Origin of the sequence: Microcoleus sp. PH2017_05_CCC_O_A, assembly GCF_020738785.1 — a bacterium.
Classification (GTDB): domain Bacteria; phylum Cyanobacteriota; class Cyanobacteriia; order Cyanobacteriales; family Microcoleaceae; genus Microcoleus.
On record NZ_JAEQCB010000178.1, the window covers coordinates 1 to 9838 of the forward strand.

General features: G+C 43.0%; 9 protein-coding genes. 3 read left to right on the forward strand and 6 right to left on the reverse strand.

Features of this window, described 5'->3' with window-relative positions:
• The coding region (locus JGK20_RS29470; RefSeq protein WP_293175469.1) for a transposase at positions 1-526 on the forward strand (526 nt) is incomplete at its 5' end.
• Between the two features lie 83 nt (positions 527-609).
• Here the strand turns inward: JGK20_RS29470 and JGK20_RS29475 are convergent.
• From JGK20_RS29475 to JGK20_RS29485, 3 genes are all read right to left on the reverse strand, one after another.
• Positions 610-2049: a DUF2079 domain-containing protein gene (locus JGK20_RS29475; protein WP_293189515.1), complete on the reverse strand. Its 1440-nt coding sequence runs from the start codon at positions 2047-2049 to the stop codon at positions 610-612.
• Between the two features lie 104 nt (positions 2050-2153).
• Positions 2154-3719, reverse strand: coding sequence for a DUF2079 domain-containing protein (locus tag JGK20_RS29480; RefSeq protein ID WP_293233125.1), 1566 nt, complete (start codon positions 3717-3719; stop codon positions 2154-2156).
• A 9-nt stretch (positions 3720-3728) separates the two neighbouring features.
• Positions 3729-5291 (reverse strand): DUF2079 domain-containing protein, encoded by a 1563-nt coding sequence (locus JGK20_RS29485; RefSeq protein ID WP_293233133.1) that lies wholly within the window; start codon positions 5289-5291, stop codon positions 3729-3731.
• A 295-nt stretch (positions 5292-5586) separates the two neighbouring features.
• Here JGK20_RS29485 and dxr point away from each other — a divergent pair, with 295 nt between their 5' ends.
• Positions 5587-6777: a 1-deoxy-D-xylulose-5-phosphate reductoisomerase gene (gene dxr / locus JGK20_RS29490; protein WP_293233127.1), complete on the forward strand. Its 1191-nt coding sequence runs from the start codon at positions 5587-5589 to the stop codon at positions 6775-6777.
• A gap of 293 nt (positions 6778-7070) precedes the next feature.
• On the opposite strand, the gene JGK20_RS29495 is transcribed toward dxr, so the two are convergent.
• On the reverse strand, positions 7071-7586 hold the full coding sequence (locus JGK20_RS29495) for a phosphoribosyltransferase family protein (protein ID WP_293233129.1): 516 nt from the start codon (positions 7584-7586) through the stop codon (positions 7071-7073).
• A gap of 54 nt (positions 7587-7640) precedes the next feature.
• Here JGK20_RS29495 and JGK20_RS29500 point away from each other — a divergent pair, with 54 nt between their 5' ends.
• Positions 7641-8390 carry a pentapeptide repeat-containing protein gene (locus tag JGK20_RS29500; protein ID WP_293175459.1) on the forward strand — a complete coding sequence of 250 codons (750 nt, stop codon included), beginning with the start codon at positions 7641-7643 and terminating at the stop codon, positions 8388-8390.
• Positions 8391-8692: 302 nt separating this feature from the next.
• Here the strand turns inward: JGK20_RS29500 and JGK20_RS29505 are convergent, their stop codons facing one another.
• Both JGK20_RS29505 and JGK20_RS29510 read right to left on the reverse strand, forming a co-directional pair.
• Positions 8693-8893, reverse strand: coding sequence for a hypothetical protein (locus tag JGK20_RS29505; RefSeq protein WP_293175457.1), 201 nt, complete (start codon positions 8891-8893; stop codon positions 8693-8695).
• A 755-nt stretch (positions 8894-9648) separates the two neighbouring features.
• Positions 9649-9837, reverse strand: a complete 189-nt coding sequence (locus JGK20_RS29510; RefSeq protein WP_293233131.1) for a hypothetical protein — start codon at positions 9835-9837, stop codon at positions 9649-9651.
• Position 9838 lies beyond the last annotated feature (1 nt).

A 9838-nucleotide genomic window follows, 5' to 3' on the forward strand; every position in this document is an offset into this window, starting at 1 on the left:
TCGCCATCAAAAAGTGGATAATTACTTGCACCACGCCAGTCGGCAGATAGTCAATCTGCTCGCATCACAAAAGATAGGGACGCTAGTAATTGGCAAAAACGTACAATGGAAAAATGAGATCAATTTAGGCAAGAAAACAAATCAAAACTTTGTCAGCATTCCTCATGCTCGACTAATTGAAATGTTGAAATACAAAGCTGAATTGATGGGAATAAAAGTGATAGAACAAGAAGAATCCTATACTTCCAAATCGAATTTTTTAAATTTAGATCCAATTCCTGTCTATGGGAATATTGGCGCCCAGGATGCCAAATTTAGTGGAAAGCGAATTAAGAGAGGATTGTACAAAACATCAGACGGTCGATTGATTAATGCTGATGTTAATGGATCTTATAATATTTTGAGAAAAGCAATCCCAAATGCCTTTGGCGATGGGATAGAGAGCTGCGTAGCTCAGCCGAGGCGGGTTAATCCGCTCGAAGTAAAAGTGAAAGGGGAGGGAATTGAAGCCTCCCATGTCATGTAATAGATGACTATACTTTTACCAGCTATTAAGCGTCAATTTGACCAGGTAAAATATTATGTCGCTCGATATGAGATGATATAAAATCATTTATTAGCGTTTTGGACAAATAGATAAATGTCATCCCGCTGATATTTGAGTGTAAATTGGGGATGGTTGGCGAGTTGAGTTATGAGGTTTTGCACAAAAGCTCGATCGCTCATCCAGCCAGGATACCTCAGATTTAGCAAGACATACTCAAACTCTGCGAGATTTCCAGGAGGCGTCTGAGCCTGAGTTAAGCGTACTACAGGGCGGTGCGTTAAGTGCGGAGCCATGTGAGAAGTGGTTAAAACACTGCCTTTTGTGTTGACGAGGGCGATCGCTTCTCTGCTAGCCGACAAGGTATCGAGGGAATCTACATAAATAGTCCAAAAATAGCCGTATTTCGCTAAAGCTAAGAAACCAATTAACGACCAAATTACAATAACTCTCGGTAATTGATATTTAGGAATTGGCAATTTATCAAAGATTGTATTTCCCTGGTGCTGATTCCTATCTGCTAAACTAGAAATTACCGCAACCAACAAAAACGGCAATATCGGAATAGAATATTGATGAATCAAGTCTCGTTGAGCGGGGATATCCGAAAGAATATTCATCGCCAACATTGGTACAGCGCTAATTAAAGGTGTCAGATGCCGTGGCGAAATCCACCAAATTACAGGTAATATTAATAAGGCTAAATATTCAAAAGTGTCAGCAGAAAACAAACGCCCTAAAATTAGATTTGGTTTCAAGATTAAATTAACAGCTATTTCTAAAACCGAGTTTCCCAAATATTGATATCGCCCGATTCCCGCGTGTTCTCTTCCCTGATTGAAATATGGTATAATTCCCTGAGTAACTACCAGAAACCAACCTACGCCAAGAAATAGAGCTATCAGCCCGCAATTGCGTTTTTTGTCAAAACATAAGAGCCACAATCCCATCGCAGCTACAGTTAAAGATAACACGGCTTTGCAGCTCAAAACTAAGACGATGGCAGCACAAAACCACAGAGTTTTATTCAGCCGCGCGGCGAGGATTGCTGCTAGCAGTGCGGGTAAAGCAATGACTTCGGGGTGGAAGTCGAAGAGGTTGACATTGAAGACTAAGGGGTAGAAAAGGTAGATACAGGCGATCGCCCAAGCTATACTATTCTTTAACCCAGCTTGAATGGCCAAACCCCAAGCCGGCCAAGCCCCGGATGTCAGGGCGACTGCTTGCACTAACAACAGCCAATGAACATCGGGATATATTTTGTACAGCCAAGCCACGGGATACATCACCCCAGCGGCGTGATTTCCCAGGTGGTGAATTTCCAGAAATGAGGAAAATGGCGTTTCTCCTTGACTGATGAGATACGCTACTTGATCGTAAATTCCGAGCTCAAAGGCGTTGGATTCAAGCAGGGCGTGGCGTACACTGCTGCATAGAAAAAATATTAGGGCGAAAAGGGCGATTTGCCAACTTACTGGATGATATTTTAGCTTAAAATTGTTCATATTGTATTCATTCCCAAATTATCTTAAAATTATCTGCGTCTGTCTGTGTTGCATTTGCCTTAAATCTGCGGTTGGTTTATCAATGAATAATTGCAATAAGTCTACTAATTGCTGATTTTCTGAAACAAAAAAACATCATCTTGCTGAAAGCTAATTTTAAATGCAGGAGATTGTTTCAGTTGAGTCACGACACTCGCAGCAGTATCCGCAGTATCGTGCCAAGGATGGCGCATATTTAATAGCACATACTCAAATTCATTCAAACTTTGTCCGTTGGCAACTTGATGCAACAATTTAATTGTTGCACGATGAGCGAGATGAGTTGCTAGGGAATTATCCGTTAAGACATTGCCTTGAGTTTGCACTCTATTAATTGCCTGCCGCGTCGCTTGCCAAGTATCGAGAGACTCTAAATAAATTGTCCCAAAATATCCATACTTTGCTAAAATTAAGAAACTCAAAAACGACCACAAAATTAACAATTTAGACACATTAGCAAATAGCAATTTTCCCCACCTCCAACTGCGGTGAATCCACAGGCGGCGCATCCAGATATGTTTGACAGATTTAATCGAAATGCGTTTCGAGACGGGCTTCCAAATTCGCGGCATCAAATTGCGGTGATTCCATAGATAATTTCCGGCATTTTTCCAAAAATTATTGCCTCTTATCTGTCTGTCTGCTATGGTAGAGATTACGACGGTTAATACAAAGGGAAATATCGGTACTGAATACTGGTGAATCAAATCTCGCTGGGCGTCAATATCCGAAAGAATATTCATCACTAGCATGGGAAAAGCACCTATTAATGGTGACAGGTGGCGCGGGGAAAGCCACCAAATTACAGGGAAAAATAATAAAATCAAATATCCGAAAGTATCAGTCGAAAACAAACGGCCTAAAATGAGATTTGGTTTCAAGATTAAATTAATCGCAATTTCCAAAACTGAGTTTCCTAAATATTGATATCGCCCGACACCTGCGTGTTGTTTGCCTTGATTGAAATATGGTACGATTGCTTGAGTAGCTATCAAAAACCAGGCTGCACCGAGAAATATAGCGATGAGTCCGCACTTGCGGGTTTTCTCAAAGAAGAATAACCAAACTCCCATCATCAAGACTGTCAAAGATAGCACGGCTTTGCAGCTTAAGATTAAGAGGATGGCTGCACAAAACCACAATGTTTTATTCAGTCTGGCGGCTAGGATTGCTGCTAAAATGGCGGACATTGCTATGACTTCGGGGTGGAAGTCGAACAGATTGACGTTAAATACTGCGGGATATAGCAGATACATGGCTGAAATGGCGATCGCCTTTGGTTCAGTTAATCCCGCTTGACGTGCTAAACTCCAACTAGGCCAAGCACCTAAGGCTAGGGCAAAAGCTTGCACGAATAACAGCCAGTGCACGTCGGGATATATTTTGTAGAGTAAGGCTAGGGGATAGAAGATAAAGGCAGTATGATCTCCTAAAATATTGATTTCCATTAATGAGGAAAATGGTGTTTGATTTTGGGAGATTAAGTAAATTGCTTGGTCAAAAATTGCTAAGTCGTAGGCAGTGGAATGAAATAAAGCGTGGCGCGCGCTGCTGGCTACAAATAAGATTATCGTTGTGACGACAATCATTAACAATACTGGATGGGATTTTGGGGATTGTAAGGTTAGCATTTTCTTGGTTTAATCGGCGATGCGTTTAAATAGTAGAACTTGTTTTTTGTGATAAGTTAATTGAAAAGCGCGATCGTTTTTAAGTTGATTTGCTAAGGTGTTACCAATTTTTTCAGTATCTGGCCACGGATGGCGCAGGTTTAATAATATGTATTTAAATTCAGCTAGATTTGTTTGAGGTGAAGTTTGTGAAAGTAGTTTGACTGTGGGGCGATGGGCAAAGTGAGGAGCAAGTCTATTATCTGTTAAAATACTGCTTTGGGGTTGAACTTGGGCGATTGCTTCTCGTGTGGCTTGCCAGGTATCTAGTCTATTTGCGTACAGAATAAAGTCTTTGGATTCTCCCAGCAATAGGAATATTATTAATGACCAAATTATCATTGCTTTGGGTAATTGCATTCCCAGCCAAAGTTGCCGAATTTGGATGTTTTTAAATTGTAGCTTTGCGGTATTTGGTGCGCTAGATAACGGTTGATTGAGTATGTTTGTATTTTTTATTGCTTGTTCTTTGGCGATAATTGCTAAGATTAAAAATGGGACAATTGGCACTGAATATTGATAAGCTAAACTGCGTTGAAATGGTAAATCGGAGAGGATATTGATAATTAATGTAGGGATGGCTGGAATTAGGGCTGTTAAATATTTGAGGTTGATTTTGCGGGAGAATGGCAGCAACAGCCAAATCACGGGTAAGGTGAGGACAAATAAGTATTTGAATGTATCGAAGGAAAGGATTTTTCCTAATACTAGCTGTGGTTTTAATATGAGGTTGATGATGATTTCTAGGACTGATTTGCCTAAATAGCTGTAACGCCCGACTCCGGCGACTTCGCTACCGCTAAAGTAGGGGATGATTTTTTGGGAAGCTATCAAAAACCATGCTACACCGAGTAAAAGTGCGATCGCCCCAAATCGTTGTTTTTTCTCGCAAACAAATAACCAGAAGCCAATAGCAGCAACGGTTATAGACAAAACTGCCTTGCAACTTAACACCAGCAGAATTGCGGTACAAAACCACACCAGTTTATTTAAGCGCGCTGCTAAAATTGCTGCTAACAGTGCGGGTAAAGCGATTACTTCCGGGTGAAAATCAAATAAGTTGATGTTGAATACCACCGGATAGAGCAAATAAATTAGGGCGATCGCACGAGACTCTTCTTGATTTAAACCCGCCAAACGCGCTAAACTCCAGCTAGGCCAGGCTCCCAGCGATAAAGCAACTGCTTGTACCAACAGCAGCCAATGCACATCCGGGTAAATTTTGTACAGCAAAGCCAGCGGATAATAGATTACCGCAGCGTGATCTCCCAAAATATGAATACCCATCAAGGAAGAAAACGGCGTTTGGTTTTGACTCAGCAAGTAAATTGCTTGGTCAAAAATTCCCAAATCGAAGGCTGTGGATTGGAATAAAGCGTGCCGCAAACTGCTACAGGCAAAGAAAATTGTAGCAGCAATGGCGATCGCCCAAACCAAACTCGACGGTAAGCGCGATCGACCTTCTTCTATATTTTCCCCGATTCCAACGCCGATATCCTCATGGTCATCAGCAAAATTTTCCCCATTTTCCATGAAATCTGGCACTAACTGACGACTCAAAATATGATTCCTTCAAATATGCTTACCACGCCATAGTTCAATACGGTTCACTTAAAACTATTTATGCGCCGGAGATCCCCCTAAATCCCCCTTAAGAAGGGGAGTAGGGGTTGACTTTGAGAGCATTCTTGTCCCACCCCCTACTCCCCTTTTTTAAGGGGGGTTAGGGGGGATCTGTCTTAATTGAACCGTATTGCGGCATAGTTAACCGCTAATTTTAGTTCCGGTAATCGTAATATTAGAATAATCCACAAAACCTTAAAAAATTGTGAAAGCAATAACTCTTCTCGGCTCCACAGGCTCCATCGGCACTCAGACTCTGGATATTGTAGCTCAATACCCGGAACAATTTCGGATTGTCGGGTTAACCGCCGGACGAAATGTAACGTTACTCGCACAACAAATTCGCCAGTTTAAACCAGAAATTGTCGCGATTTGCGACGAAGATAAATTAGAGGAATTGCAAAGCGCGATCGCAGATCTCGACCCTCAACCTATTTTACTTGCTGGCGAGTCAGGCGTTGTCGAAGTTGCCAAATATGGCGATGCTGAAGCCGTCGTCACCGGCATAGTTGGCTGTGCCGGTTTGCTGCCAACAATTGCCGCTATCAAAGCAGGCAAAGATATCGCCTTAGCCAATAAAGAAACATTAATCGCCGGCGGCCCCGTTGTCAACCCCCTGATCGAAAAATACGGGGTTAAAATATTGCCGGCAGACTCGGAACATTCGGCAATTTTTCAATGCCTCCAAGGCATACCGGCGGGAGGGTTGCGCCGAATTATTCTCACAGCTTCGGGCGGTTCTTTTCGAGATTTGCCGATCGACAAATTAGCACAAGTAACAGTCGCCGATGCCTTGAAACATCCGAATTGGTCGATGGGGCAGAAAATCACCATTGATTCTGCTACTTTGATGAATAAAGGATTGGAAGTAATTGAGGCTCATTACCTGTTCGGCATGGATTATGATGACATTGATATTGTCATCCATCCCCAGAGTATCATTCACTCGTTAATTGAGCTACAAGATACATCCGTTTTGGCACAATTGGGCTGGCCGGATATGCGTTTACCCCTACTTTACGCTTTGTCTTGGCCGGAGCGAATTCAAACAGATTGGCCGAAGCTGGATTTAGTAAAATCCGGTGATTTAACTTTCCGAGAACCCGATCACGAAAAGTATCCTTGTATGCAGTTAGCCTATGCGGCGGGACGTGCAGGTGGTTCGATGCCGGCGGTGCTGAATGCGGCAAACGAACAGGCGGTAGCGCTATTTTTGGAGGAAAAGATTACATTTTTGGATATTCCGAAGTTGATTGAGAAGGTGTGCGACAAACATCAAGCGGATAACTGTGAAACTCCTGCTTTGGATGATATTCTGGCGGCGGATAAGTGGGCGCGTCAGGAAGTTTTGGCTGGAAGTGTCGAATTGGGCGATCGTATTCTTTCGGTTCGCTGATTCTTAGATGGAGCGGTTGAAACCGCGTCTATACAAACAAAACCCGGATGGTGCGCGGGTTGAAGATAAGATGGTGAAAATTACGCGATTTTCTTCATTTATTTCTTCATTCCGCGGAGGCGGAATTCGTTTTTGTAGACGCGGTTTCAACCGCCGTCTTATATTTTCCCATTATTGATATAATTCCCCAATATGTCGATCGCAGCAACACCCAAGGAAGAAGCCCAACAATCAGAGCATTTCGAGCTTGGGTAAAAGAGCAACTACAAACAAAACAGGGCTAGGGGCGGATTTCAGTAACTCCCCGCTTTCGCCGCCAAATCAGCCGCACTCATCTTTTCGTACATTTCAAAAGGTTGATGAATCCAAGGATTGTCAGCCAAATAATCTACATAATAATCGGGCACTGCCACAGAACAAGCCTTGTACCAAAGCACAGCAGTCCGAATTTCCTGAATATCCTCGCCGTAACGACTCTTCAGCCAAACAATAGCTTGCTCTAAACTAATTCCCGAATCCACCAAATCGTCAACTAGCAGAATCCGGCTGCCCAAATTATCGCCCACCATTGTCAAATCCCGCGCAAATTCGATCGCCCGCCGGACTTTTCCCTCCGCCCCACCATAGGACGAGGCCGCTAAAATCGCCAGAGGTTTGTCGAAAATCCGCGACAGAGTATCGCCGACGCGCAGCCCTCCCCTCGCCAAACAGACAATGCGATCGAATTTCCATTGAGATTCATTAATTTTTACAGCCAAATCTTCAATTTTTCGGTGGTACTCAGACCAAGAAACGTAAAGGTCACTCATGCCAAATATTATTGAAATATCAAAGATATTATTCAATATTTTGGGGAAAAAGACATGAATGCAGAGGAACTTCTCAGACGGTATGCAGCCGGAGAACGGGTTTTTCGTACAGTAGACCTGGCTGGGATCAATATGTCAAGGACAAATTTGCGCGATATTGACTTAACTGGAGCTAGTTTAACAGGTGCAAGTGCGATCGGCATAACGCTCTACAGAGCCAATCTGTATCAAGCAGATATCAGCAAAGCCGACTTCTCCCAAGCCAACCTCATGTCGGCTAATTTCGGCGAATGCGAGGCGATGGGAGCGAACTTGAGCGGAGCTATCTTGCGGAGTGCCGTGCTCAGCGGGGCAGATTTTACGGGGGCGAGTCTCAGGGGTGCAGACATCAGAGATGCCAACCTTCAACGGGCAATTTTGATTCAAGTTTATGCAGTTAACGCTAACTTGCAAGGTGCCAATTTGACAGAAGTAAAACTTTGCGGAATCAACCTGACTCAAGCAAATTTAACTGACGCCAACTTAACACAAGCCGATCTCAGCCATGCTAATCTCACTCAAGCAAATTTGAGTTGGGCTAATTTGACAGAAGCAAATCTCGAAAAAGCTAATTTGAAGGGAGCAGATTTGAGCGGAGCTAACCTGATTTGTGCAAATCTGCATCTAGCAGATTTGAGCGGAGTTTCCCTTAAGGGAGCAAATTTCAGGGGAGCAAACTTGCATCAAGCTTCTTTGCGCGGGACAAATTGGAAGGAGGCGAATCTGAGAGAAGCTATGATGCCTGACGGCACAATCTCGGAGTAAATAAGCTTGCAACACAGAATTTAAAACCGCAGGGTGCTGGTGGCGCACCCTACATTTAGCTTAATTCCAGATTTTATTGAGGGGATTTAATTCGATCTTCAGGTTACCCCGCCCAAAAACGGAGACAGGCCTCCGAGACTCGCCTAGTGGAGAGTCAAAAATTTTAGATCAAAGTTCAATCTCCAGATTTATCTGTTGAGACAATCTCAAATCTCAAATCTCAAATCTCAAATCTCAAATCTCAAATCTCAAATTGATTGACAGTGCATTTAAAGAGAAGTGGCAAAATTTTGGGTAACAGTTTAATCTACAACTTTCAGCCAGCCCCGGCGAACCGCGTGGAGCAAGCGGTTGATGGCTGTTTGATCTTCTTCGGTAAGACAGTCATTTAATAGCGCACTCTTGAGCTGTTGTCGGTGAGTGGGAGTCAGCAGACCGGAGTGATATACCTGAAACACTAGCTCTGCAATCGTAAATTGAGGTAAAAACGTTTGGGTCATCATTGGTTTTTTTTGAAATCACTTTTGACATTATTGACTGATTTTCCAAATATTTATGTGATTCAAATACGCCAGTAAATGTGATCGATTCTGTCTTGATTGGTGATTTGTGTCAATCGGACTTGGGGAGCGGATGTTTCCTCGATCGAGAGAGCATCTCGAAACACAAACCCCGTCCCGATTCCTCCTTTTTAGTAACTCCAAAATCTGTGTTTTTTGTTAAAAGCTGCTGACAAACAAATTAATATTAATTTAACAAATCACTAAGTATGTCCTTACCAATAAACATAGATGCGTTGAGGGGTGAGAACACTCATTTACTCTTTTGTATATGAGCGATCTTGACGCTGAAAAACACCTACAATGTACTGCCTTTTTTTTGCGATGACTACTAAGTAATTACTCCTAACTAAATCAACCGATATTAAACGTAAAACTTTTACGGTGTTGGGAAACCCACTTTGCTTGCATTTACTGGGTATCTTTGTGTAGTTTTTTTTTCCGTAGATATACTTAATGAGTGCCCGCTGCTGACTACTGACTACTGTCCGCGTGCGGGGACAGCACTAAGGACTGTTAACGGTTTTGCATCAAAAATCCCGGCATCTTCAAGAAACCGGGTGCGATCGCCACGATCGCAACAAAAAATATTTTTGAGAGGGTTAATGGAGAGACCTACTCACGGAAATCTTACTTGCGGGCAAAGCTTTACACCAGACAGAGTAGAACTACCAATCTAAACTTACTGTCTGAGGGTACTAATCGGAAATTCTGACCCATCCGCGGCGGATAGCGTGAAGTAGGCGGTTGACTGCATCTCGATCGTCTTCGCACAGAGCGCTTTCACAAAGTGTACGCAGTCCGTGACTTTCGGTACGACTCAGATTGCCCGAATGCGTTACTTGATAAAATAGTTCAGCGATCGTGCGATCGGATTTTAAAGTCAGA